The 23,968-nt window shown below is 35.2% G+C and carries 23 protein-coding genes; 19 read left to right on the top strand and 4 right to left on the bottom strand.

What is annotated here, in order from left to right:
- The first annotated feature begins 44 nt into the window (after positions 1–44).
- The 4 genes from spoIIP to lepA all read left to right on the top strand — a co-directional run bounded on the left by spoIIP (position 45) and on the right by lepA (position 6,823).
- Positions 45–887, top strand: coding sequence for a stage II sporulation protein P (gene spoIIP / locus ACIP9G_RS05145; RefSeq protein WP_340823550.1), 843 nt, complete (start codon positions 45–47; stop codon positions 885–887).
- A 602-nt stretch (positions 888–1,489) separates the two neighbouring features.
- Positions 1,490–3,373: an acyltransferase family protein gene (locus ACIP9G_RS05140; protein WP_340823552.1), complete on the top strand. Its 1,884-nt coding sequence runs from the start codon at positions 1,490–1,492 to the stop codon at positions 3,371–3,373.
- A gap of 348 nt (positions 3,374–3,721) precedes the next feature.
- Complete coding sequence (locus tag ACIP9G_RS05135; RefSeq protein WP_401017911.1) at positions 3,722–4,579, top strand: excalibur calcium-binding domain-containing protein; 858 nt, start codon at positions 3,722–3,724, stop codon at positions 4,577–4,579.
- A 417-nt stretch (positions 4,580–4,996) separates the two neighbouring features.
- A complete protein-coding gene (gene lepA, locus ACIP9G_RS05130; RefSeq protein WP_340823553.1) occupies positions 4,997–6,823 on the top strand; it encodes a translation elongation factor 4 in 1,827 nt (608 codons plus the stop codon).
- A 286-nt stretch (positions 6,824–7,109) separates the two neighbouring features.
- On the opposite strand, the gene ACIP9G_RS05125 is transcribed toward lepA, so the two are convergent.
- A complete protein-coding gene (locus ACIP9G_RS05125; protein ID WP_401017908.1) occupies positions 7,110–7,265 on the bottom strand; it encodes a hypothetical protein in 156 nt (51 codons plus the stop codon).
- Positions 7,266–7,522: 257 nt separating this feature from the next.
- On the opposite strand from ACIP9G_RS05125, the gene ACIP9G_RS05120 reads away from it, so the two are divergent.
- The 10 genes from ACIP9G_RS05120 to ACIP9G_RS05075 all read left to right on the top strand — a co-directional run bounded on the left by ACIP9G_RS05120 (position 7,523) and on the right by ACIP9G_RS05075 (position 14,644).
- Positions 7,523–8,152 (top strand): hypothetical protein, encoded by a 630-nt coding sequence (locus ACIP9G_RS05120; RefSeq protein WP_401017906.1) that lies wholly within the window; start codon positions 7,523–7,525, stop codon positions 8,150–8,152.
- 560 nt (positions 8,153–8,712) lie between these two features.
- The gene (locus ACIP9G_RS05115) at positions 8,713–9,582 is read left to right on the top strand and encodes an alpha/beta fold hydrolase (protein ID WP_401017904.1); all 870 of its coding nucleotides are present in this window, start codon (positions 8,713–8,715) and stop codon (positions 9,580–9,582) included.
- Between the two features lie 279 nt (positions 9,583–9,861).
- The gene (locus ACIP9G_RS05110) at positions 9,862–10,500 is read left to right on the top strand and encodes a DUF2306 domain-containing protein (protein WP_401017901.1); all 639 of its coding nucleotides are present in this window, start codon (positions 9,862–9,864) and stop codon (positions 10,498–10,500) included.
- A gap of 466 nt (positions 10,501–10,966) precedes the next feature.
- Positions 10,967–11,143 carry a hypothetical protein gene (locus ACIP9G_RS05105; protein ID WP_401017899.1) on the top strand — a complete coding sequence of 59 codons (177 nt, stop codon included), beginning with the start codon at positions 10,967–10,969 and terminating at the stop codon, positions 11,141–11,143.
- 375 nt (positions 11,144–11,518) lie between these two features.
- A complete protein-coding gene (locus ACIP9G_RS05100; RefSeq protein ID WP_401017896.1) occupies positions 11,519–12,172 on the top strand; it encodes an SMI1/KNR4 family protein in 654 nt (217 codons plus the stop codon).
- Positions 12,173–12,230: 58 nt separating this feature from the next.
- On the top strand, positions 12,231–12,719 hold the full coding sequence (locus ACIP9G_RS05095) for a tetratricopeptide repeat protein (RefSeq protein ID WP_401017893.1): 489 nt from the start codon (positions 12,231–12,233) through the stop codon (positions 12,717–12,719).
- 43 nt (positions 12,720–12,762) lie between these two features.
- The gene (locus ACIP9G_RS05090; protein ID WP_340823564.1) at positions 12,763–12,972 is read left to right on the top strand and encodes a hypothetical protein; all 210 of its coding nucleotides are present in this window, start codon (positions 12,763–12,765) and stop codon (positions 12,970–12,972) included.
- Between the two features lie 34 nt (positions 12,973–13,006).
- Positions 13,007–13,345 carry a cupin domain-containing protein gene (locus tag ACIP9G_RS05085; protein ID WP_340823565.1) on the top strand — a complete coding sequence of 113 codons (339 nt, stop codon included), beginning with the start codon at positions 13,007–13,009 and terminating at the stop codon, positions 13,343–13,345.
- A 117-nt stretch (positions 13,346–13,462) separates the two neighbouring features.
- The gene (locus ACIP9G_RS05080) at positions 13,463–14,146 is read left to right on the top strand and encodes a VOC family protein (protein WP_401017889.1); all 684 of its coding nucleotides are present in this window, start codon (positions 13,463–13,465) and stop codon (positions 14,144–14,146) included.
- A gap of 87 nt (positions 14,147–14,233) precedes the next feature.
- Positions 14,234–14,644 carry a GNAT family N-acetyltransferase gene (locus ACIP9G_RS05075; RefSeq protein ID WP_401017887.1) on the top strand — a complete coding sequence of 137 codons (411 nt, stop codon included), beginning with the start codon at positions 14,234–14,236 and terminating at the stop codon, positions 14,642–14,644.
- Positions 14,645–14,729: 85 nt separating this feature from the next.
- Here ACIP9G_RS05075 and ACIP9G_RS05070 read toward each other — a convergent pair whose 3' ends face one another.
- On the bottom strand, positions 14,730–15,725 hold the full coding sequence (locus ACIP9G_RS05070; protein ID WP_401017884.1) for a PLP-dependent cysteine synthase family protein: 996 nt from the start codon (positions 15,723–15,725) through the stop codon (positions 14,730–14,732).
- 280 nt (positions 15,726–16,005) lie between these two features.
- Between ACIP9G_RS05070 and ACIP9G_RS05065 the strand changes: the two genes are divergently transcribed.
- The 4 genes from ACIP9G_RS05065 (at position 16,006) to ACIP9G_RS05050 (ending at position 18,950) form a co-directional block, all read left to right on the top strand.
- Positions 16,006–16,767: a formate/nitrite transporter family protein gene (locus ACIP9G_RS05065; RefSeq protein WP_401017881.1), complete on the top strand. Its 762-nt coding sequence runs from the start codon at positions 16,006–16,008 to the stop codon at positions 16,765–16,767.
- Positions 16,768–16,801: 34 nt separating this feature from the next.
- On the top strand, positions 16,802–17,833 hold the full coding sequence (locus ACIP9G_RS05060; protein WP_401017878.1) for a DUF1835 domain-containing protein: 1,032 nt from the start codon (positions 16,802–16,804) through the stop codon (positions 17,831–17,833).
- Between the two features lie 131 nt (positions 17,834–17,964).
- On the top strand, positions 17,965–18,456 hold the full coding sequence (locus tag ACIP9G_RS05055; RefSeq protein ID WP_401017875.1) for a hypothetical protein: 492 nt from the start codon (positions 17,965–17,967) through the stop codon (positions 18,454–18,456).
- 68 nt (positions 18,457–18,524) lie between these two features.
- Entirely contained in the window at positions 18,525–18,950 is a 426-nt protein-coding gene (locus ACIP9G_RS05050) for a GatB/YqeY domain-containing protein (protein WP_401017872.1), read from the top strand.
- Between the two features lie 134 nt (positions 18,951–19,084).
- Here the strand turns inward: ACIP9G_RS05050 and ACIP9G_RS05045 are convergent, their stop codons facing one another.
- Complete coding sequence (locus ACIP9G_RS05045) at positions 19,085–20,782, bottom strand: methyl-accepting chemotaxis protein (protein ID WP_401017870.1); 1,698 nt, start codon at positions 20,780–20,782, stop codon at positions 19,085–19,087.
- Positions 20,766–22,409, bottom strand: coding sequence for a pyridoxal phosphate-dependent decarboxylase family protein (locus ACIP9G_RS05040; RefSeq protein ID WP_401017868.1), 1,644 nt, complete (start codon positions 22,407–22,409; stop codon positions 20,766–20,768). The genes ACIP9G_RS05045 and ACIP9G_RS05040 overlap by 17 nt, the downstream gene beginning before the upstream one ends.
- Before the next feature lie 496 nt (positions 22,410–22,905).
- On the opposite strand from ACIP9G_RS05040, the gene ACIP9G_RS05035 reads away from it, so the two are divergent.
- Positions 22,906–23,772 carry a DUF5643 domain-containing protein gene (locus ACIP9G_RS05035; RefSeq protein ID WP_401017866.1) on the top strand — a complete coding sequence of 289 codons (867 nt, stop codon included), beginning with the start codon at positions 22,906–22,908 and terminating at the stop codon, positions 23,770–23,772.
- Positions 23,773–23,968: the final 196 nt, after the last annotated feature.

Genomic DNA, 23,968 nt, shown 5'->3' with positions numbered 1-23,968 from the left:
GTTCTAAAAGACACATCCCCTCCATACGATAAGGGGAGGAGGGTGTGACTTTGCTAAAAAAACTACAATGGTCAATTGGTCTATTATTGTTCTTTTTCGTATTACCAGTCATTGCTGGGCAACTTCCGTTCAACAAGCAAGCATCGACTCCGATCAAGCAACCAGAGGATAAACAAGTCGTGTTTGCCGCTACTAATTTGCCTGAACAAACAGCACTAGAGTTGACGAAAGAGCAGACGGAAGAACAGGATCCTTTTAAAGTATTATTGTTATTTACGCATTCACAAGAAGCCTACCAACCAATGGTGAAAGCGGTAAGCGGGAAAGCAGACGTTTATGATGAGAAGACAAATATTTATAATTTACAAGGTGCGATTGCCAAGCATTTTAGTATGAACGGTATACAGACAGATGTATTAGATGTTGATGTCATGAAGGTAATGAAATCTGAAGGCAAAACCTTTCCACAAGCTTACAACACGGTACGTCCATATTTAGCAAATCGTTTACAGGAACAATCTTATAATTTAGTGATTGATTTGCACCGAGATTCTGCCAAGCGTGATACGACAACTATTACACATAACAATGAAAGTTATGCACGTATTGCTATTGTTGTGGGGGCAGAACATAAAAATTACAGATGGAATACAGCTTATGCAGAAAGTCTCTCTGCTGCTATGAATGAAATTGTGCCAAAGGTTTCTAGAGGGGTTATATCGAAAAGTGGTGACAATGTAGACGGTCGTTACAATCAAGATTTAGCCAAAGAAATGATTTTAATTGAATTAGGTGGAATAGATAATACAGAAGAAGAATTAAATCGGACAATTGCGGTAATTGGAAAAGCAATTGCCAAAAGCTTTGTGACGGAATCCAAAAGTTAAAAGCTAGCGTCTTGTCATTCAATATTTTAGAAACATTCGAGATAGCTAGTTATTAATAAAATAATCATATCCATGCGATGCCTTCGTCGTTGTCACTGTTATGAAAATGAGTTGATGTAATCCATGTCGGGGAATGAATGGTAAGTGAGGGTGACTATTGAAAAAATTACCTAAAATTTTTTGTTTCAGAGGTCTTTCAATTGTTTTTACCTTGCATTATACTTTTCAAGTCAGCTCATACGCCTTATTGAATCGGGCAATTTTCGATGGTGTACATCAATGGAAAAAACCGCTTCAAAAGCATCTACCATTATGGGCAGATGCTTTTTTTATTTGGTTAATATTACGAATTTTAATGTAAAAGTAAAGTATTTTATACATACATTTGTAGTTTTTGGGGTATTTATACAAATCACAGAGGTAAAAAATTCTCAGTGAAAATTTTTTTGTTTTAGAAAATGGTTAACCTTTTTAGGTAGCTCATTCGTCTTTAATAATAGTAATGGAAATGAAGGAAAAGGAGCAGAGGCTAGGCAGTATACAAACTATTTTTAAAACTAAATAATGTTAAAAGGGTTTTACATTTTATTGGAGGAAACAGTATGTTAGGCAAGACATTAAATCATCGTTACATCCCGGGATTAGATGGGATTAGAGCATTAGCAGTACTAGCTGTAATTGCTTATCATTTTAACTTTCGATGGGCCAGTGGAGGATTCCTCGGAGTTGATATATTTTTTGTATTATCAGGTTACTTAATCACCTCAACGATTTTACCGATGCAAGGTGAGCAATTAACAATCAATTTGCGTAAATTTTGGATTGGACGCTTTCGACGCCTAGTTCCAGCTGCATATGTCATGATAATGACCACTTTCGTGTGGGTGATGTTATTTCATAAAGAGCTTTTAAATACGTTGCGAGGAGACGCCCTATCCTCCATTTTTTATTCTAGTAATTGGTGGTTTATTTATCACAAACTGTCCTATTTTGATAGTTTTGGGTCGCCTTCCCCTTTGAAAAATTTATGGTCTTTAGCAATTGAGGAACAATTTTATGTTATATGGCCAATTGTATTAATCATTGGTTTGTCTATATTTAAAAAACAAAGTAAATTTTCTAACATTATTTTCATCGGCGCAATTTGTTCAGCATTACTTATGGCTATCCTATTTCAGCCAGGAGCTGATCCAAGTCGTATTTATTATGGGACAGATACACGTTCATTTGAATTACTAATCGGTTGTTGGCTTGCCTTCGTTTGGCCGATGAAAAGACTTTCTACTAAAAAGCTTTCTGCCAAGCATGTTTATGAGCTCAATAGTATTGGTGTCATTACCTTTATTATTTTTATTGCCAGTATTTTGTATGTAGATGAATACCAAGCATTTTTATATCGAGGCGGCATGTTCCTATTTTGTATTAATGCTGCGCTATTAATTGCCTGTGTTTGTCACCCAGCTAGTTTCTTAGGGAAACTACTCTCATGGAAACCACTTTGCTGGATTGGTTCTAGATCATATGGAATTTATCTTTGGCATTACCCAATTATAGTGCTAACTACTCCTGTTCATGAAATAGGAAATCCAGTGTATTGGCGTGTCGCTTTACAGCTTGTGTTTATATTAATCGTCGCAGAATTATCGTATCGTTTTATTGAAATGCCGATTCGTAAACAAGGATTCCGAATGTATTTCCGAAAATATTGGGTTATCAATCCGAGCAAGTGGCAAAATTTTTCGATTGCAAGAAAAATAGCAACTGCTGTTATTCCGCTATTCATTTTAGTGTTTTTTACTGGTATTACAGGGGTAGTAGGGGAAGCACAACAGGATACAAAGGAGAATTACCCTACAAATATTAAAATAAATGGTGAAGAACAGCATTCTGCTAAAGATACGCAAGAAAAAAATAAGGTCGAGGAAGAAGTAGGAACGTCTGTGGAAAATAACGACGAAGCGTCTCAACCTGAAAAAGACGAGCCGAGTGTAAATCCTATGAAAGAACCGTATAAAGAACTATTAGCTATCGGGGATTCAGTTATGATTGATATTGCTACGCGTTTACATACGCTATACCCTAACATTACAATCGATGGGAAAATCGGGAGACAAGTCTCACAAGCAGTTAAATTAGTTCCTAGTTACACTCGTTTCAATCAACCAAATAAAGCAGTCATTATTCAACTAGGCACAAATGGTTATTTTACAAATGACCAGATTGATACTCTCCTTGGAGCATTTTCACAAGCGCAAATTTACTTAGTGAATACACGTGTACCACGTCCATGGGAAACAAAAGTGAATAATGCGTTAGCAAATAAAGCACATGAGTATAACAATATTACATTAATTGATTGGCATTCAACAGCGCTTAATCATCCCGAGTATTTTGCTCCGGACGGCGTACATCTAGAACCAAAAGGGGTAGAAGCTTTATCTAGCCTTATTCAGCAAGCAGTCGATGCTCATATGAATGATGTTTAATGTTAACTGCCAATTTAGCCTCCATATATCTACTTTAACGTTGAAGTAGATCAACTTTCGAGTAACGATAAGATACAAAGAGACCAGCAGCTAAAAATATAGTTGCTGGTCTCTCTTTTGTTTTAAATATAAAATAACAGGGATTTTTTGCATATATTTTATAATAACTAATTTAATACAGTTATACCATTTTAAAACCAGTTGTGTATAATGTTTAATAAGTGGAGATAAGAAGAACATACATATCTTGAAGTGTAAAAATGACACCTAGAAATTCCAACATATGATTGTTTACATAACGGGAGTTCTTCTAGTAAACATATAAAAATTAAAAAAGGAGATTTAAGAATGAAAATTAAAACACTAGTAATGATGATGACATTATTGTTAGCATTTACGTTCAACTTTAATATCGCTAATGCAAACAGTTTTAAAGAAGTAAAAATTACTAATTCTTCAACGAGTGTATACGAAAAACCAGATGCTAATTCAAAAGTAATAGGAACTGTAGAAAAAGGGATTTTTGTTACTTTAATTAATCAAAATCAAAATGCTTTTTCTCGCATAGCTTATTTAAATAGCGAAAATAAAATAATTGATGGGTATATTGCGGATTCTGAACTCAATGATGCACCATATACAATTAAAATAGCTAGTTCTAAAAGCGGTTTAGTTGTAAAAGAAACCCCTTCGTTAAAAGGAAAAACTGTTGCAACATTGCAAAATAAAATGGTTGTTAAAGATTTTGGTTCAGTAGGAGATGGCTGGTCATTTGTACAGTATGGAAATGTCATTGGTTTTGCAACAACGAATTTTATGAGTAATTCACAGCCAATTTCAAAATATGTTGTATCGAGCAGCCTTATCGTAAGAAATATTGCAAGCCCTTCTGGTATTCAAGTAGGAGAGCTATCTAAAAATGAAGTAGTAGCAGTCCATTCTACTATTGCTGGCTGGTCTTATGTAACAACTTCTGCTTATGAGGGCTATGTAGTTGATTCTTATTTAAGTTCAAAAAACCCGTCTGCAACGACTAATAGTAAACCAAGCGGTTCTTCAAATACTAATCATTCAAATGGTAGTAAAACAACCTATAAAAATTGTACTGAGCTTCGGAAAGATTACCCAAATGGTGTAGGCGCTGACCATCCTGCCTACCAATCCAAACATGACCGAGATAAAGACGGCTGGGCTTGTGAAAGATAGGTAGTGTTGAATAAAAAAGCCCTTTTCCTGATATATGTGAGCGAATAATTACAAAATAAAGGGTAGGTTTAGAAAGCATCTGCTAAAAAGCAGGTGCTTTTTTTATAGCGTCAACTCACTCAAAAATACATGTGTGCGAGAATGACATTTTTGCATAGACATCTAGTTTCTAAAACAAAACATTCATTACAATTACCAATTTTGTACACACACTCGCCATATTTTATATGTTCCTTATAGAGAGTCATTTTTAGCTTAATTGCCTCAATATGGTGCTTTTTTATGCATTGATTCGCAGAAAATAACAAACATAAATAAGAGTAACCATTGATTTAACAGCATTTATGCCGTTCTAATGTTGTGGTTTGTATATGGTTCATAGTATAATTCATTATAGTTTAATTAGGAGTGGAAGAGATGAACCGAGAAGCACGATTAAAAAGACAAGAGAATATTCGAAATTTCTCTATTATTGCACATATTGACCACGGGAAATCAACGCTTGCTGACCGAATTTTAGAGCAAACGAAATCATTGACATCCCGTGAAATGAAAGCACAGCTACTCGACTCAATGGATTTAGAGCGTGAGCGAGGCATAACAATTAAGTTAAATGCAGTCCAATTAAAATATGAAGCCAAAAATGGCGAAGTGTATACATTCCATTTAATCGACACACCGGGACATGTCGATTTCACTTATGAAGTATCACGTAGTTTAGCTGCTTGTGAGGGCGCTATTTTAGTTGTGGATGCAGCACAAGGCATCGAAGCACAAACACTGGCTAACGTTTATCTAGCACTTGATAACGACCTAGAAATTATGCCAGTCATCAATAAAATCGATTTACCAGCAGCTGACCCAGAACGTGTCCGCCAAGAAATCGAAGACGTAATCGGTTTAGATGCTTCTGATGCTGTATTAGCATCTGCAAAAGCTGGTATCGGAATTGAAGATATTTTAGAGCAAATTGTTGAAAAGGTTCCTGCACCAACTGGTGATCCAGATGCACCATTACAAGCACTTATTTTTGACTCTGTATACGATGCTTATAAAGGTGTTATCATTTCCATTCGAATTATGAATGGTACTGTTAAACAGGGCGATAAAATTCGTATGATGGCGACAGGTGCGGAATTTGATGTTATTGAAGTCGGCGTACATACTCCGAAAAGTGTACCACAAGAGGAGCTAACCGTTGGAGATGTTGGTTACTTAACAGCGTCTATTAAAAACGTTGGGGATACGCGAGTTGGGGATACTGTAACATTCGCTAATCGTCCAGCGACAGAGCCATTAGCAGGTTATCGCCGTTTAAATCCAATGGTGTACTGTGGATTGTATCCAATTGATACAGCTAAATATAATGACTTACGTGATGCATTAGAAAAATTAGAACTAAATGACTCTGCATTGCAATATGAGCCTGAAACATCGCAAGCGCTTGGCTTCGGTTTCCGTTGTGGTTTCTTAGGGCTATTGCATATGGAAATCATTCAGGAGCGTATTGAGCGTGAATTTAACATTGATTTAATTACAACAGCTCCATCTGTAATTTACGATGTGCATATGACAGATGGTACGTCCATTAAAGTCGATAATCCATCTTTCATGCCAGATCCACAAAAAATTGACCGTGTAGAAGAGCCATATGTAAAAGCGACAATTATGGTACCAAATGATTATGTTGGTGCGGTAATGGAGCTTTGCCAAATTAAACGTGGTAATTTCATGACGATGGATTATATTGATACTTCACGTGTCAGCATCATTTATGAAATGCCATTATCTGAAATTGTTTATGACTTTTTCGATTATTTAAAATCAAATACAAAAGGCTATGCATCATTTGACTATGAGCTTATCGGTTACCAACCTTCAAAACTAGTGAAGATGGATATCCTACTAAATGCTGAGCAAGTCGATGCACTTAGCTTTATCGTTCACCGCGACTTTGCTTATGAACGTGGAAAAATCATCGTAGAAAAACTAAAAGAATTAATTCCACGTCAACAATTCGAAGTTCCAATTCAAGCAGCAGTTGGACAAAAAATTGTAGCTCGTTCGACAATTAAAGCGATGCGTAAAAACGTTTTAGCAAAATGTTACGGTGGGGATATTTCCCGTAAACGTAAACTTCTTGATAAACAAAAAGAAGGTAAAAAACGTATGAAACAAGTCGGTTCAGTCGAAGTACCACAAGAAGCGTTCATGGCTGTACTGAAGATGGATGATTCGAAGTAACGTTGATATAACAATGTTTATAGAGGTTTTAAATAAATAATTTTATATCACTTGGGTGGAAGATGCCACCGATTTGCCAACGTTATTAAATTGTGCCACCAATTTGCGGGGGAATCAAAAAGAATTATATCGATAAACACTTTAATATATTTCTGAAGTAATAAAAACCAGGCGCTCATTGTTTTGTGAGTACCTGGTCTTTTTGTTTATTCATCTTAAGGTCTAAATTTTTTGCGAAGCGATTCAAGTGCATCTTTTTTCCAAAGCAGGACACTTTTACAAACCTTTATAACGAAGTGGATTTACTTTTTTTCGCATTTCTAACGTCTCCAGGTGGGCGAGTGGTTTCAGTATGTTCATCACGCTCATTAGGTTTTTTAATAGTTGATTGTTTTGTTGGCGCGTCTGTTGCAAATTCTGTGTCTTTTTTATCCCTTTTCATTTCAACACCTCCTAAAGATATTATTTAACTTATCCCAATAAAATATCCTTAATTATTTCAACTTCATACTTTCAACTATAGCGGAGCTGGTTTTTTTATTTGCAATGAAAAAGCAATATAGAAGAGTTAATTATTCTTCACTTTAAAATGTCAATAAATGGTCGATATATAAACAAGAGGTGATGTAATATGAAACTTACGAATGAAATTCTTCTAATTTCATGAAGCTGTCAAATGTATCAGCAAGTAAGCCTAAATTGGTTCAGCAAAATCTTATAGTACATAAAGATACATTAACAATTGGACAACAAGCTCGTAATTTGTTTAAAGGGCAGCAAGCTAAAACAAGTCTTATCGAAAGTTTAATGAAACAACGTGAGAATATTCAAAAGATGAAAAGTGACCTAAGTGAACGTACGTTAGAAAGTGGCGGCGACTTATCATCTATTAAAGAACAACTAAAAGATTTTGAAAAGCAAATAGCTGATATTGATGCGCAAATAGCTGAACAGCAAACGGATGAGCAAAAGAAAACGACAAACCAAAATGAACAGGATTTGAAAAACGAAAAGCCATCCAACTCAATGGAAAATCTTTTAGAAAAATCTGTTTCACTCGAACAAGTGAAAACACTAGAGTTGACAAAAAATTCATTAGGACGTGAGCAAAATCGCCTTTCCAGTGAATTAGAGATGGATGCAGACCGAGGTATTTTTATAAATAGTAAATATGAAAAACTTTCGGATTTAGAGGATCGTATTCAAACAGTTCAAGAACAAGTTGCTGAAGAAATCCAGAATACGAATGATAATGAACTAAATGATGAAAATTCTTTAGCTTCTATGCATGAAAACGAAGAGCTTCAGGAATCACAAACGGATAATTAATAATGAGCATGAATAAGCTCAATAAAGCTATGTTGAAGATGGACGAAGGAAGTAATTCAACAACTATATAGTTTTTTAGCGCCAATTTGGAATTAAAAATAGCCCAGGTACTCGAATAATGTTGAGCCTGGGTTTTTATTATTTAGTTCATAAAGAAATTGTTTTTCTCAAGAGCTATATTAAAGCTTCGTAGCTAAAATTGAAATGTTCAAACAAAAAAGGTTAATAGTAAATGTCAAAATTGTTAGTTTATATTAAATAATTGTAGGGAGACAAGTTATTGTGACCATACCAAAAAAAACAAATTCACTGAAATTGAGGATAATTATTATTTTGTTTTTAAAGATTTAGATAGAAATTTATTGTTAATTTGTAGTGAACAACTTAACCAAGTTCGGTAAGCTAGAGGGGATTGAAAAGGGAATATGCAAATGACTATTGTTTGAAAGCCTATAATTCTCAAATAGTAAAGGTGGTTTTGACAGCTTGAGTGCGGGAACTTCTCTTTCACGTTGGGCATATGCTGACACTATATGTCGATTTGAAAGGATGTCTAGTATATGTTTCCGTATCCAGGAAATTATCCATTTTCCTATCCTGATTATAGTTTAATGCCATGGAGGTATTATTCCTCCTCTTATTCAGATGAATGGAATTGCGCTCACGAAGCGAATGCAAGCACCTATTCACATGCACAACGGCTGATGTTCGTACTTGTCCATGGTTCTTGGGCTGATGCTCACTTTTGGGACGGTGTAGCCGCTATCCTTCGTAGTCGAGGACATGTCGTTTATACACCGGAATATGCAGGTCATGGCAATGACCCGAACAAGAATGTTACACATGCAATGATTACAAAGACTGTCGTTGATTTTATTAAGCAATTGAATATACGTAATTTTATTCTTGTCGGGCACAGCTTTGGTGGAACAGTTATCCAAAAGGTTGCAGAGCAGATACCGGATCGCATAAAGCGTCTCGTTTTCTGGGACGCGTTTGTACTGCAAGATGGCGAATCCGTTGCCGACGCATTTCCTCCACAAATGAGGCAAGGTTTCGAGCAGCTTAGAATCGCTTCTAACGACGATACAATCATGCTCCCATTTCCGTTGTTTCGGGATTCGTTCGTCAATACTGCCACTTTGCAAGAAGCCAAAAGGATGTATGCGGTCATCACCCCAGAACCTGCTAAGCCACTATTCGAGAAGCTGGATCTTAAAGCCTTCTACACACTCTCTATACCAAAAAGTTACGTTTATTTTTACCAAGACAATGCTTTACCACAAGGGGAGGGCTACGGCTGGCATCCGAATATGTCTAGACGGCTCGGACAGTTCCGCCTGATAGTAGGCGATGGTGATCACTTTACGGACACACGTACAAGACCTGCTATGTTAGCACAGAAGTTTTACGAGGCGGGGAGGGACTAAGTGCTATAAGGAAGTTGAATAAACGATGAAAAGACTACTCAGTGATGGGTGGTCTTTTCCTCAGATAAATTTTTAAACAACCGGCAAACCTTTATATATTAATCTTTTTTACATATAGTAACTAAATCCAACATAATGATACGTATAATATAAGCCCTCTTATATACATTTTATTACCACTTACTGTGTTAAAAACAACCAATCTAAAATTTAATGTTACATTATGGACTAAGAAACGAAATTTCTTTGATAAAATTTATAATTTTAGGGGACCGCAAAATGAATAAAAAAACTTGGCTTATTTTTTGTTGCTTAGCTATTGGTATAGCTAGTTATTCTATTGTTCAATATTTGATATTGGATGCACATAAAGCAGGATTTGTTAGTATGAAACTTATGTTTATTAATACATTAGATTCGCTTTGGTATACCATGCTTTATACCCATATTATATATAGTGTACTGGCATTAGTTATAGGTCCCTTTACATTATTCTCAAAGTTTAGAGAAAACAATATAAAGCGACATCGAATATTAGGGAAAATCTATATGATTGGCATATTTTTCGGGAGTGTTTCAGGTCTTTATTTAGCATTTTACGCTACTGGGGGATTCGTATCACAGCTCGGTTTTAGCACACTATCTATATTGTGGATGATTACTGGATATCAAGCAGTAGTTAAAATTAAAGAACAAAAAATTTATGATCATCAAAAATGGATGATACGAAATTATTCGTTAACTTTCGCTGCTGTAACATTGAGAATTTGGCTTTTAGTCTTTACTGTATTATTTGGATTTGAAAATTTTATAATTAGTTATCCTATCATTTCATGGTTATGTTGGGTGCCTAATCTCATTGTTGCACAGTGGATAATACAACGGAAGCTTCAAGTTAGTGCACAATATATTGAATAAGACAGGAAAGGCCACTTCATGTAGGGTGGTCTTCTTTGCTGTTTATTAGATTTTTAAACTATAAAATTAATTATGAAAAAAGATTTTGGTGAGCTGAATATTTACAAAAAAGATTAAATAAAAGCTAATAAAAGGATAATATTTTAATACATAATACTCAAATTTTCACCAAAAAATTTTCGGAATTTTATAAAAATGATGTGATTTAACTATTGAATGAGAATCGTTATCAATGATAAATTATTGGTAACTCGAGGTAGTTTAGCTATAGCTATTTAAATAAGTATGTTCACTATTAAATTTAAATACTAATAATATCAGGCTATATTGCTCGATTATAGGATTATGTCGCTTAGAGTTAACCAATGACAGTATTGTATCGTTACGAGAGTCTATTAAAAATCGAAAGTTAACCTAACTACAAGCTTTGAAGAAGGTAAGATTTTTGTAAAGGGGGCAAGTTGATATGAGATTAAGACCATATCATTATTTAGTGATAATCCCAGTCAGTATAAGCTGTATTGCATCATATTTAACTATATCTTCAAATACAAAAACGATTATTTATCTTATTGCGGCTTTGTTAGTAATTATTTCTATACCTTTGGGCTATAAAGATTACAAACAAGAGACTAAATATTAATAGGTATTTTTTAGGACTGTTGGCATAGAAAACAGTGGTTTCCTTTGTCAATCCAGTTTAATTTGATTTTTGGTGTTGTTTATCAAATTAAAAAAGTAAAAATACAACATAATGAGAAATGATCATGTAGATTATAAAATTAATTATTGGCGTCGAAAAAAAGTAAGAAGACTACATGTTCAAATCAATAAAAAAAATGACCAGGGACTAGCGCAATAAAAGTGAACTGGTCATTTTTTATTATTAACATAAATCGTAAACAAAATACAAAATAATGGTAAAAATAGTAACTGCCGAAATTACATATAGTGTATGATGATATAAGAATAGGAAAGTTGTACTGTCTTTGGATAATGGGGAAGGAGGGGATTGAACATGGATTATCGTATGTTCGAGCATCGAATTGCGAATATAGTGGAACGAATGAATGCAATAGGTGGAGATGTATCGCAAGTAATGGTTGGTGCTCCTGCGTCTTCACAACAAATAGCAGAATGTGAAAACCAATTAGGCTTCCAACTTCCAGAAAGTTTTAAAAAAGTACTATTAGAGTTTTCATCAACATGTAACTTGCGGTGGGTTTTCCCTGATGATTATCAACTAGATGATGAATTGGATGGAATCTTTAGCGGGATGCTTCACTGGGATTTAGGATTATTGAAAGAGCTGAATGATGATAAAAATGGATGGGTTACAGAAGTTTTTTCAAATCCAAATAATGAGTATGACAAAGTGTGGCATCATACATTAGCCTTTTATGAGGTAGGCAATGGAGATTATTTTGCATTTGACCTCGTTGATAATAGTCCTGATGCTTGTGTCGTTTATTTAAGCCATGATGATGGTGAAGGCCATGGCTATAAATTAGGGGACAACTTTATTGATTTTTTGGAGAAATGGTCAAGAGTTGCATTTGCAGGAGGGGAAGATTGGCAGTGGCTACCGTTCACATCAAATTCACAAAGTGGGATTTTACCAGAAAGTCAATCTGCAAAGATGTTCAGAAGTTTATTAAAGTTACCAATTTAATTTGAAATGCACTAACGACGACTAGAGAGTAGTAGATCTACTAAAGGAGCTAAGAACATTGTACGAAGAACAACTAGCAAGAGCCATTCAATTACGAACAGATAATAAGAAGTTAGAATCAAATCAATTACTTTTAAAACTGGTAAAGGAATATCCTGACGATGCATTGGTGAATTACCAATGTGCGTGGAGCTTTGATGTTTTAGGTGAAGAATTACAAGCCGTTCCCTACTATGAAAAGGCAATTACGCAAGGGTTATCTGGAACAGATTTAGAGGGAGCGTTCTTGGGACTTGGCAGTACTTATAGAACGTTAGGTGAATATGAAAAATCGAAAAATGTTTTTTTAGAGGGAATAGCATCCTTTCCAACGAATCAAGCATTACAAGTGTTTTATACAATGACTTTATATAATTTAAACGAACATTCAAAGGCGATGGAGCTCTTATTAAAATGCCTGGCAAATACTACAACAGACCCTGAAATACTTAGTTATAAAAATGCGATAAATTTCTATGCAAATCAATTAGATAAAGTATGGAAATAGCTTGTTAACAATTTAATCCTACTATAATGGAGGAGGTTTACAAATGACGAAGTTTTTTATGATGAACATTTGTAAAAAAACAGATGACTCAGAATGTGGGGAAACGAATGTAGAAAAAGTTTTCGAGAAAAAATCTGAGCTAAAAGCGTATTTGAAAAATGAAGGGTATTATAAGGAATCGAAGTATCAATATATTAAAATGCATAAAGAATCTATTTTTGTTGCTACAGTCGAAAAAATAAAAGTTAAATGAAAGTATGTCACGAAAAATGAAGGGGTAGTTGTAGTTGAAAATTAGTAAAGAACATGCAGAACATTATTATTGGGGAAATCAGTGTGATGGTTGGCATTTAGTTAAAAATAATGAATTGAGCGTTATTCATGAACGAATGCCTGCCAATACAGAGGAAGTTTGTCATTATCATCATGAAGCCCAACAATTCTTTTTTGTGCTTTCGGGTACGGCAACAATGGAAATAGACGGAAAACGGATTATATTGCAGGCAAATGAAGGAATTGAAGTGCCTCCTCTTCAGGCGCATCAAATGCGTAATGATTCGCAGGAAGATGTAGAATTTTTAGTAATCTCTCAACCGAATAGTAGAGGGGATCGTACACCCGTATAGGGGTATGAAGTTTTCAAGCCGTAATTGGTTTTCAAATTGTTCATTCTTTTGCATGAGGTTCATTAAGTATTTATTTAGTACAGTAAATGTATTAAATGCAAAGGGGATGTCTGGAAGATGATGATATCAAAAATGAAGCTATTCGCGCATGATTTACATAAATTGAAGGCATTTTACTGTGACATATTAGAATTTGAATTGTTAGAAGAAGCGGAGCATTATTTTGAAATAGCAGCCGGGGAAAGCGTCATCCAATTCGAAACAATGGATGCTTCTATAGCAAAGCAATATCATTTTGCGCTCAATATTCCAAGTAATTTGTTTCAGCAAGCGAAAAGATGGGCACAAGCTCGCGTCCAATTATTACGCTTAGATGAACAGGATGAAGTATATTTTAAAACGTTAGATGCGAACTCATGCTATTTTTATGATCCAGAAGGTAATGTATTAGAGTTTATCGCTAGACATGGGATAAATCCATGTGTTCATACCGATGCATTTTCAATTAAACATGTAGTAGATATTGCTGAAATTAATTTAACGACGAATGCGATTCATGCTGTGACAGATTGTTTAAAGAAATATGGTATCACGCCCTTAAAGGGTGAAGAAATTCGTACAGATGCGCTTACATTTATGGGGAATTATGAGGATGGTGTGCATCTATTAATCGGTCCTAGTGAACGCATTTGGTATTTCTCTACTAAAAAAGCAATTGTCAGTCCTATTGATATCATAGTCGATCATCATCTACGACTATACATGAGTGCTAAGGGCGATTTCGCTATATCACAACCTTAATAAATCCATCATTATCTTCTAGTTTTATATTGAATAAACATGATATTTATTGTATATTTATTCAAAATGATCTAGGGGGAAATAGTGATGGTGTATACAATATGTGAAACGAACCCTACGTTTGAAGAATATCAGGCATTACATCAAACTACCGGTTGGAATGCGAAGAGGCTGTATACGTACGAACAATTATTTCAAGCCATTTGTAATAGCTGGTATAGTGTGTCAATTTATGATGAGCAAACATTAATCGGCTATGGCAGAATTATTTCAGATGGTATTTATCAAACGTTTATTTGCGATGTAATGGTGCATCCCGAGTATCAACGAAATGGAATTGGTACAACTGTTATGGAAGCTCTATTAGCACATTGTAAAAATGAAAATATTAAATGGATTCAATTATCTTGTGCTAAGAGCAAACAACCTTTTTATCAAAAACTTGGATTTACAGAACGGGATGTTGATGCTCCTGGAATGATGTTATTTTTTAAGTAATATGTGGACAGGTGCTATAGAGAGCTTTCCTAGGCTTCTTAATAAAAATGAAGGATAGATGACGATTCCATCCTTCATTTTAGCATTAAAATAAATCGGTAGATAAATAGCGCAGTCCTGTGTCAGGAAAGAGTACGACTATACGCTTCCCTTTGTTTTCAGGTCGTTTAGCAAGAGTTGCTGCAACAAATAGTGCAGCACCAGAGGAGGTACCTACTAAAATGCCATCCGTCTTCGCAACGGTACGAGCGGCTTCATAGGCATCGGCTGTTTCTACTTCTAGCACTTCATCAATCCGATTAAGGTGAACATTTGATGGCACTCGTGCTTCTTCTGCATCAGAAAAGCGATGTACACCTGTAATTTCAATAATATCAGGATTGTCAACTGTAGCAATGGAGTTAATAGCAGGCTCTACGCCAATAATTTGAATGGCGGGATTTTTGGATTTTAAAAAAGCACTTACACCACTAATTGTGCCACCTGTACCAATTGCTGCAACGAAAATATCAATTTGTCCATCTGTATCCTCCCAAATTTCTGGTCCGGTTGTGCGTTCGTGAATATTTGGATTCACTTCATTGTTCAACTGATTTAGAAAGACTACATTTTCCTCCTGATCAACGACAGTTTCTCTAAAAACTTTACTTGTTTCAACAAAATCACCATTGGTTTCTTCAAAGGCCGCTACCATCTCTGGCACATCTGAAAATGGAACAACCTCAGTTCCATATGCCTTCACAACTTTTGTTCGCTCTTCACTTACACCATCTTGCATATAAATACGTAATTTATAGCCCTTCGCTGCTGCGATGGCTGCAAGCCCAATACCAGTATTTCCACTTGTCGTTTCGATAATGGTTTTGTCTTTTGTCAATAGACCCCGTGCTTCAGCATCCTCAATCATTGCTTTTGCAATACGATCTTTTACACTATTGGCAGGATTAAAATATTCTAGCTTCGCAATAATTTCTGCTTCAAGTTGTAGTTCTTTCGTGTACTGATTAAGCGCCAATAGCGGTGTATGACCTACTAATTCAGTAATAGATTGCTTAATTTTGTTGGTAATAATTTGACTCATTTAATCATCCCCTTTCTTTTACCTACTTAACAAATTAGTTTTATAGGAATTAGTGGCATCTTAGCATTATAAGAGCAAATGAGCAATGCATTTCCTGATAGAAAGAATGGTTTGACTAATAGAAAAAAATAATCAATTTAAAACGGAACCCTTTATTTTTGTTAAGGCAAAGAGGTAGTGCAACACTTAGCATATTTTTAAAAAATAGTCACATTGATAATTTGGGAGAACGCCGAAATGCGATATGATAAATATAGGTATTGTTTATTTGGAGGTGAGCATGATGAAAGAAACAATTGCTATCGTGTGCACGTCAGCTAACAATAAAATAACGATGATGAAGAAAAGACCTTTTAACTATTTATTGCAAGCGATTGCTGGTGGACTTTTTATTGGTTTTGGTATTTTGTTAATCGTTACAATTAGAGGATTATTTGATCCTGTGGGTGTACCGAGTATGAAAGTAGTACAGGGGTTAGCATTTGGTGTAGCACTTAGTATGGTCATGATGGCTGGTGCGAATTTATTTACGGGTGATAACTTCGTATTATCGGTAAGTACATTAGAGAAAAAATCTTCCCCACTTGAAATGGTCGGTATTTGGTTATTTAGCTACATTGGTAATTTTTTTGGCTCATTACTTGGTGCAATGTTATTCTTCTATGCAGGGCTTGCCGTTGGCGATATAGCTACTTATATCGAGAAAAGTGCAACGTCCAAGATGAATGCAAGCTTTGTTGAGCTGCTATGTCGTGGCATTTTATGTAATCTTCTTGTCTGCTTAGCTGTATGGTGTACTTATAAATTAAAAACAGAAATAGCAAAATTAGCGATGATTTTCTGTTGTATTTTCCCCTTTATTACATCGGGATTTGAGCACAGCATTGCCAATATGACACTTTTTAGCCTTGCGCTCTTTATTCCGCACGGTGATCTTGTATCGCTTGGTGGTGCGGTGGCAAATTTAGTTCCTGTCACAATTGGTAATATTATTGGCGGTGCAATCATCGGTATTGTCTATTGGGTGAACGCGAGAGAATAATCGCAAAAGATCGAGCCATAGAAAGGAGCAATGAATGTTGGAGGATGTTAGTCGTTTGAAAGAAGCAATAAAAAAGCTAAGTGAAGAGGAAGCAAAGTCAATGCTTTTCATATCTTTACTAAATGGCAAGTCGAATGAGGACATTAAACAGGTTATTCTGCACATGTCAGAAGATAAGGAAAAAGCAGTTAATGCACAAACGGTACATATCCTATTTGGTGATTCACCGGGTGGAAGTTTAAAAGCTGCATTCCGAGATACGGACTATCATAAGACAGAGGGTATTATTGTTTTCCCAGATAATTTGTCCATTGGGCCAATAAAGGATTTACATAACGCGTCGGGTATTGAAGCACGACTTGCTTGGTTTCAGAAACGATACAATACTGAAGATGATGGTCTTGAACATAATAGACAACGTATGCTAACTGCTGTTGAAAAGATAAACAATATTTTACCACATCAGACTATCGTTATTTGGACATGTCAAAATGCGCACGAACAAACAGGATTACGACTTGTGTTAGCCATGCTAGAAGGTAAATTGAATGCAGTACGTGTAATTGATACGTTCACTGCTTTTCATGAAAAAAATATATACCCATACTTAGTGGAGGATAACTATCCAAGAACAACTGGTGAATTAAATGGAGAAACGCTTCTTAATTTTTACGAGCAGTTTGGGATGGAGCCATTATCTAACGTCGAAAGACAAACTCTAAGTGATGAGGGTAGATATTTATTGTCTGACGATATCCATATCATTCGAACATGGGCATGTAATCAGCTATTAAACAGCAGTAATGAAAATCGAGATGATGATTTTATTATTGAATGCGCTAATCGTATGTATCATGAAGATGGCAAAGTGGAATATAAGAAGGCTGCACGATTAATTGGTGAAGTGATTGGACATATGCAGCAATATACTGGAGACGAATGGATTGAATATCGTCTAAAAAGTTTAATCAAGCAAGGCGTTTTTTCTTATAGAGGTGATTTAAAGGCAATGCGATTTTATGAAGTGAAATTACAAGATGATTTCTTGACATATCATATTTTTTGAAGTTTTGACTTCATTAAAAAGCATAGATAAAATAATGTAGAAAAGTTAGAATGACTTTCGCAAGTTAGCAGCACTTATCAGTGAATATAAAGATTGCATTAATAGATTAATTAAAAGAAAGGAAGTTGACAATGAATCCTGAAATCAATCAAAATGCGATTCTTCAAGCCATTTTGGAGCTTTCTACACAAGTACAAGGCGTGAAAACAGAGATTCTACAAAAAATCGATGCGCTAGAAACAAGACTAGATTCGCTAGAAACAAGGCTAGAGGCAGTTGAAACAAGACTAGATTCGGTTGAAACAAGGCTAGAGGCAGTTGAAACAAGACTAGATTCGGTTGAAACAAGGCTAGGGGCAGTTGAAACAAGATTAGATTCGGTTGAAACAAGACTAGAGGCAGTTGAAACAAGACTAGATTCGGTTGAAACAGGGCTACGGGCAGTTGAAACAAGACTAGAGAAGAAAATTGAATCAGTTGAGCAAAAATTACTAGAAAAAACAGAGGCAGTGGAAAAAAATCTTAGTGAAATAGTAGAAGAAGTGGATGCAAAGATGGAAGTGTTAATACTTGAAATATTAGAAACAAAGGCCGATGTGTTAAAGTTAAAGAAAGCAAAATAAATTGTGTCGGTTGCCACTATGTGCAATAATCATAGACAATTAGTGATTATATTTGAGGAGTGAGCTTGATGTTAAAAACAGAAGTATTTGAACAACTAAAAAAAGCAATGAAAGAAAAAGATGTCTTGGCAAAAGGTGTTTTAACACTTGTCAAATCAGCACTAGATTTAGCGGAGAAGGAAAAAGGGGAACCCTTAACACAAGCAGAGGAAATTGCTATTATTAACCGTGAAGTTAAGCAAACGAATCAAGCTTTAGAAGGTGCGCAAAATGCTAATCGTACGGATTTAATTGAAAAAGAGGAAGCAAAATTAGTGCTATTAAAATCATTCCTCCCTAAACAATTAACTGAAGAAGAAATTACTGAAAAATTAGTAGCAGCTGGTGTTACTAAAGGCATGAATATGGGTGACGCAATGAAAATTGCAAAACCATTGTTAAATGGTCAAGCAGAAGGTACCGTTATTTCTAAAGTTGTAAAAAGTTTAATTTAACATTGATAAAAGGATAGCCGACGTTATTAGCGTCAGCTATCCTTTATTAATTTCAATGGCGTTCTACCAAAGACTTTTTATGAAAGAAGAAAGAATTCAGAATTGTTTCAGTGCCTGTCACTCAAAGAGGGCACTCAAAGATTGAATTTTTGAATGATGTTTCGAAGTTGTTGAGCCATTTCAGCTAAATTATTTGAAGAAGCGGTAATTTCTTCGATGCTTGCTGATTGTTCTTCGGAAGCAGCTGCGACATTTTGAATGTTTCCAGATGCTTGCACGGCTACAACACCAACCTGCTCAACAGAATTAGCGATATTGCTAACTCCTTCATTCATGTTCGTAATGATGCTGTTAACCTCGTTCATTTCTTGCGTAAGTTCTGTAATATGTGAATAGATATCGCCAAAGGCTTCCCCTGAAGCGTTAAAAGTAGTAGAACTTTCAGCAAGGTTATTACTGCTAATCGCCATTGATTTCACTGCTTGAGCAGATTCTTCTTTGATTGTTTCAATGCGTGTTCGAATACTATTTGTTGCTGTAAGTGATTGATCTGCTAATTTACGGACCTCTTCAGCTACAACCGCAAAGCCTTTACCATGTTCACCAGCACGTGCTGCTTCAATAGATGCATTTAATGCAAGTAAATTGGTTTGGTCTGTAATTTCATTTATAAGTGAAACGATATCACCAATCTCATTCGTATAAGTGCTTAAGCGTTTTACAACATCTGCAGTATTATAAATGGCTTCAGATGTAATCGCCATTTTTTCTGTAGCACTTTGGATTGTGGTATTGCCCTTTTCGGCAATAGTAGATGCGCTAAATGCCTTCGTTGTTACATCATTGACACTATTTACAACATCGGACATCTTCGTCGAAATCATTGTAATATGATTTTCTACCTCTTCAATGGATGAAGTTTGTTTTTCTGAGCCTGCAGCTACTTCCTGCATTGAAGATGTAATTTGTTGAATAGATGCGCTCGTTTGCTCGGAGCTGGCGGTTAGTTCTTCTGACATGGCGGCTACTTGCTCTGCATTTTCCGCAATTTGCTGAATGAGTGTACGTAAATCAGCCGTCATATTTTGGATACCATCTGAAAGTTGGGCGATTTCATTCGTGCCTTTGATTGGCAGTGATTCAACAGCTAAATCTCCCTTTGCCACCTTATCAACATAACTTGTCATATTTTTGATTGGTTTAATGATACTTTTACTAATGAAATAAGCGACAACGACACCGAATAGCACAAAGATAATTGTCATGATGATGCTAACCCAAATAATTTGAGTTTGTAGCTTAGATATAAATGAAGCATCCATATCTAAGCCAAAAAGTATTTCCGTATTGTTAAATGGAATAAAAATCGATTTATGAATACCATATTCATCTTCATAAATTTCACTTACTTGAGTACGGCCAGTATCTAAAGCAGCATGCATTTTTGGATCGAACGTGTAGTCTTGCTGATAATTATCACTATTACTTAATGCAACAATATGCTCCTTGCCATTGGCACGTGAAAGGATATAGGCATTTTCAATATCAAACTTTTTTGTTGTACCATTTAATCGTTTTAATAATTTTTCATATTGGTCTTTAATGCCATTATCTGCTGCTTTTATATTATTTTTATCGATATCCTCGAAAATGTTACTAGAAATCACCTCTAACGATGTCTCAAATTGCTTGATAACAAAATTATCGATGATTTTAAAAGAAACTATAAACAACATGAAACTAAATATAATTGAAATAATAACAATTGGAATTGTTAAACTTGCAATATATTTATAGAGTAAAGAACTCTTAAATTTATTTAATATACTCAACTTGTAAATCCTCCAATACTACAACTTTTTGTTGTAGGAAATGAATCATATCACTAATATGTTCTGTCTCTGTGTACGGTGAGATAGAAAAGAATTTAGCTGCTGCCACAGGAACTTGTTGTTTTGTATCGCTCGCGCTAACAGTGCAGACACGTGTTGTGTCACCGAAAAATACTTCATCTCGACCTTCACCTAAAATCTCAAAGAAAGAAGCATTTAAGCCATTAATGTACTCAATTTGATCTTGTGTGTAATTTCCAGCTTGTTCAGATGCCCAATCAAAGCCTTTTGGATATAGTCTATAGGCTGTTACTGGTCCGATATTTGCTTCATTCACTACTTGTAGCATTGGTAATTTCTCAGCTAATTGTGTACGGAACGCTAAATTTACACGGACATAGTTAGCTAGTATTTGTTGATAACCTTCTTTACCAAAAGCTTGTAATGCAGCATAAATAGCAATTGAACTACCCATTCGAGAACACTCTAAAGTATAACCAGTATGATATGAGCCATAGCCTCTATTGCCTACATATGGCGTATCAAAATCGTCAATATCTAACAGTTGTAAACTTTTCCCGTCTTTTATTAAGAAAAGGCTTGTTAAATATGGTGTTTGACCAAGCTTTTGGAAATCAAAGCAAAGACTATCTGCAATTGCAAGATGTTGCATACGTTGGTGAATTTGTTCTAATCCTTGTAATACATCATCCTCGAACTGTAGTGAGTTTGCCTTAAAGTCATAATCATTGAAAAATGCGTAAAAACCGCCTAAAGCAGAGTCAGCATGGATATGTATTTGTTTTAAATCGTATTTTAGTTCAAGTGTTGTTGCAACTTCCTTAATTGCCTGCACATCATCAATAGCAAATTGATCTGTGGCACCTGTAGTCGCTACGATGTAAACTGGAATACCACCATTCTCGATTACTTCCGTCATGCGTTTTCTTAAATCTTCTATGTCCATCGATTGGTCTTTTCCTGCTTTTACACGTACTAAGTGATTGCTTCCAATACCAACTGCTTCAATTGATTTTAATAAGCTATAGTGGGCGTTTTCAGATGCAAAGCAATATAAATTATTTGGGACACCTTCCTCTTTGGCGTGAGGGAATTGTTTAGCAATGGCAAGACGTAAACCGCTAAAAACTGCTCCTTGTCCTCCCCATGTTGTATAACCGAAGCTTTCTGTGAAATCATAGCCAACTAATTTTGACATCATTGCGATTACTTTTACTTCACTTTCTGCTGCTGCAGGTCCATATACATCCCACAGATTGTTGCCATTAAGTAAGGCATTTGTAAACTGTCCCAATACACCAGGGATACTAGCCATTGGTAAAACGTTTGTGACAAAGTTGCGTGTATGATAAGGATGACCTTGCATTAATTGTGTTAAGTCTTGAACGACCTGATCAAGACCAACGCCTGATGTGGGAACTTGATTTTCTTGCATAAGATCTTTATAGAAAGTAGCTGAACGTTCTTGAATTGGTCCAAGCGTTGTTTTCTTTGGGTCTTTTAATTGATCTAATGAAGTTACAATTTGCTCTATTAGTGATAAAAAGTTTTCCCTTTGTAAGCTGTTGCCATCTTCACTTTGAAATAGTTGTTGAATTTTCTTCATTTTGCATCATCCTTTATTAGTTCATATTTCACCATTATTTAGATAATAATAGTACAATTTACTAAAGCCATAATAACATATTCTTATGGGAAATATATTCATATTTGACTAGGATATTAAATTTCTACTATTTTAAATTATTAGAAAATATTTTCATTATATTTGAAGAATGATTTGCTAACAGAAGATTACGTTGTTTTTTAACTTTTATTAATAGTTAGTCCATCGAAGGTCCTGGTAAAAAGATTTATTAATGTTTTCTTAATATAATTAAATGTAAAATAGATACTATTAACTATGAAAAAATAACATAATAAATTTCTGTATTTCTTATGAGTCTTTTTACTTATTTTTTATAATCAGAGATGTGTTTTAGACTATCTGAGAAACCCCTGATTTTTTGTAATGGGGGTTGTTGGTTATATAATGCATAACTCGTTATTACAATAAATAATAGGAGATAACGTCGATAGATTTTGAAATGGGAGGTGTTTAATTGCCAGTTGAGCCACATGTACATGAAGTCGACTATCTTGGAAAAAGTGGAAAACGAAAAAGATGGGTGATTATTGTAGTAAGTGTTTTAGTAGTTGCCGGTGTAATGTTGGCAAGTACTCGGTTCGTCTCCTCTATTTTTAATAAAAGTGATAAGTCGGATTTTTCGGCCTATAAAACACTTGTAGGTAAAACAACTAAAAATGATTTTGGGCAATTGACCTTAAATGAGGTGATGATTGATGATAATCAACTATTACTAAATGCAACATTTGAGCCAGCTAAAGGAATGAATTTCAACTATCAAGTATTTTTCTTTCCACAAGTACTAGTGAATGGGCAAGATTATATGGTTCGAAATGGGGGCCAGACCATTGCACAGTCGGCATCAACCTATACAATCTATAGCAGCGTGAAGATGCGTGATTTACCGAAAGATGAAATACTGCAACTTAAAATTCTTTATAACGATTGGAATTGGGAAAAACCAATCGAGGAGCCTTGGGCATTTGAAGTAGAAGCTTCCCAAAAGCAATTGCAAGAGGATCGAAAAGTAATCGCTGTTAATAAAACTATTAAGCTGAATGACGGTCAAGAAATAAAAGTAGGTAATGTTGTTTCTACACCGATTTCTACTACGGTATATTTTGAAACGAAGGAAATATTGAATGAAACCATTGACTTTAAAATTTTAACTGAGTCAGGAAAAACATGGCGTCCTGACTCTTCATATACATTGAATGAAGCGCATACAAAGTGGGGAGTTCGCTTTGATGCACAATATTTATCAGATAAAACATATAAGTTAATTCCTGTTACAACAGGGGATATTGAACTTGGGCCAGCTATCAAAATTCGTGGGAAATGAATTTTACATTTCCAGGCGATTCTCCAGTCTAACCGGCGATTTCCTGGTTTTCACAGGCGATTTCTCGTGTCTAACCGGCGATTCCCGGGTTTTTACAGGCGATTCTCCAGTCTAACCGGCGATTCCCGGGTTTTCACAGGCGATTTCTCGTGTCTAACCGGCGATACCTGGGCTTCTATCGGCGATTTCACGGAGG

The organism is Lysinibacillus sp. NPDC093197 (genome assembly GCF_044754025.1).
Taxonomy (GTDB): Bacteria; Bacillota; Bacilli; order Bacillales_A; family Planococcaceae; genus Lysinibacillus.
This window is presented reverse-complemented; position numbering and strand designations above follow the sequence as displayed.

Coding starts and splice junctions, on each gene's coding strand:
- lepA (WP_340823553.1), top strand. CDS start 4,997: ATGAACCGAGAAGCACGATTAAAAAGACAAGAGAATATTCGAAATTTC.
- ACIP9G_RS05075 (WP_401017887.1), top strand. CDS start 14,234: ATGGTGTATACAATATGTGAAACGAACCCTACGTTTGAAGAATATCAG.
- ACIP9G_RS05125 (WP_401017908.1), bottom strand. CDS start 7,265: ATGAAAAGGGATAAAAAAGACACAGAATTTGCAACAGACGCGCCAACA.
- ACIP9G_RS05065 (WP_401017881.1), top strand. CDS start 16,006: ATGATGAAAGAAACAATTGCTATCGTGTGCACGTCAGCTAACAATAAA.
- ACIP9G_RS05100 (WP_401017896.1), top strand. CDS start 11,519: ATGGATTATCGTATGTTCGAGCATCGAATTGCGAATATAGTGGAACGA.
- ACIP9G_RS05110 (WP_401017901.1), top strand. CDS start 9,862: ATGAATAAAAAAACTTGGCTTATTTTTTGTTGCTTAGCTATTGGTATA.
- ACIP9G_RS05055 (WP_401017875.1), top strand. CDS start 17,965: ATGAATCCTGAAATCAATCAAAATGCGATTCTTCAAGCCATTTTGGAG.
- ACIP9G_RS05050 (WP_401017872.1), top strand. CDS start 18,525: ATGTTAAAAACAGAAGTATTTGAACAACTAAAAAAAGCAATGAAAGAA.
- ACIP9G_RS05135 (WP_401017911.1), top strand. CDS start 3,722: ATGAAAATTAAAACACTAGTAATGATGATGACATTATTGTTAGCATTT.
- ACIP9G_RS05140 (WP_340823552.1), top strand. CDS start 1,490: ATGTTAGGCAAGACATTAAATCATCGTTACATCCCGGGATTAGATGGG.
- ACIP9G_RS05115 (WP_401017904.1), top strand. CDS start 8,713: ATGTTTCCGTATCCAGGAAATTATCCATTTTCCTATCCTGATTATAGT.
- ACIP9G_RS05090 (WP_340823564.1), top strand. CDS start 12,763: ATGACGAAGTTTTTTATGATGAACATTTGTAAAAAAACAGATGACTCA.
- ACIP9G_RS05060 (WP_401017878.1), top strand. CDS start 16,802: ATGTTGGAGGATGTTAGTCGTTTGAAAGAAGCAATAAAAAAGCTAAGT.
- ACIP9G_RS05080 (WP_401017889.1), top strand. CDS start 13,463: ATGATGATATCAAAAATGAAGCTATTCGCGCATGATTTACATAAATTG.
- ACIP9G_RS05105 (WP_401017899.1), top strand. CDS start 10,967: ATGAGATTAAGACCATATCATTATTTAGTGATAATCCCAGTCAGTATA.
- ACIP9G_RS05070 (WP_401017884.1), bottom strand. CDS start 15,725: ATGAGTCAAATTATTACCAACAAAATTAAGCAATCTATTACTGAATTA.
- ACIP9G_RS05040 (WP_401017868.1), bottom strand. CDS start 22,409: ATGAAGAAAATTCAACAACTATTTCAAAGTGAAGATGGCAACAGCTTA.